This window comes from Oceanospirillum linum (assembly GCF_001995095.2).
In the GTDB taxonomy this organism is placed as follows: domain Bacteria; phylum Pseudomonadota; class Gammaproteobacteria; order Pseudomonadales; family Halomonadaceae; genus Oceanospirillum; species Oceanospirillum linum.
The window spans coordinates 1-399 of the sequence record NZ_MTSD02000208.1 but is presented as its reverse complement, the minus strand read 5'-3'; the positions used below and the strand labels follow the sequence as shown (position 1 = coordinate 399).

Below are 399 nucleotides of genomic sequence, written 5' to 3'. Positions count from 1 at the left end.
GAACGTTGTCGTGAACTGGCGTTGCGAGCGCCCGCCAGAGTGGTTTTTCCGGATGCGTTAGACCAACGTGTGCTGAAAGCCGCGCAATATTTACATCAACAAGGTCTGGCAACGCCCATTCTGGTCGCCAATCCGTTTGAACTTCGTCAGTTTGCGCTCAGTCACGGCGTGGCGATGGACGGGCTACAGGTGATTGATCCGCATGGCAACCTCGCAATGCGGGAAGAATTTGCTCATCGCTGGCTGGCCCGCGCGGGCGAAAAAACGCCGCCGGATGCGCTGGAAAAACTTACCGACCCTCTGATGTTCGCCGCAGCAATGGTCAGCGCCGGTAAAGCGGATGTCTGTATCGCGGGCAACCTCTCTTCCACGGCAAATGTGCTGCGTGCCGGATTACGC

At 57.9% G+C, this 399-nt stretch carries 1 protein-coding gene; it reads left to right on the top strand.

Annotated elements, in window-relative coordinates; genetic code table 11:
- Nucleotides 1-399, top strand: a 399-nt coding sequence (locus BTA35_RS17350; RefSeq protein WP_202931328.1) for a phosphate acyltransferase, incomplete at both ends; no start/stop codon positions are given.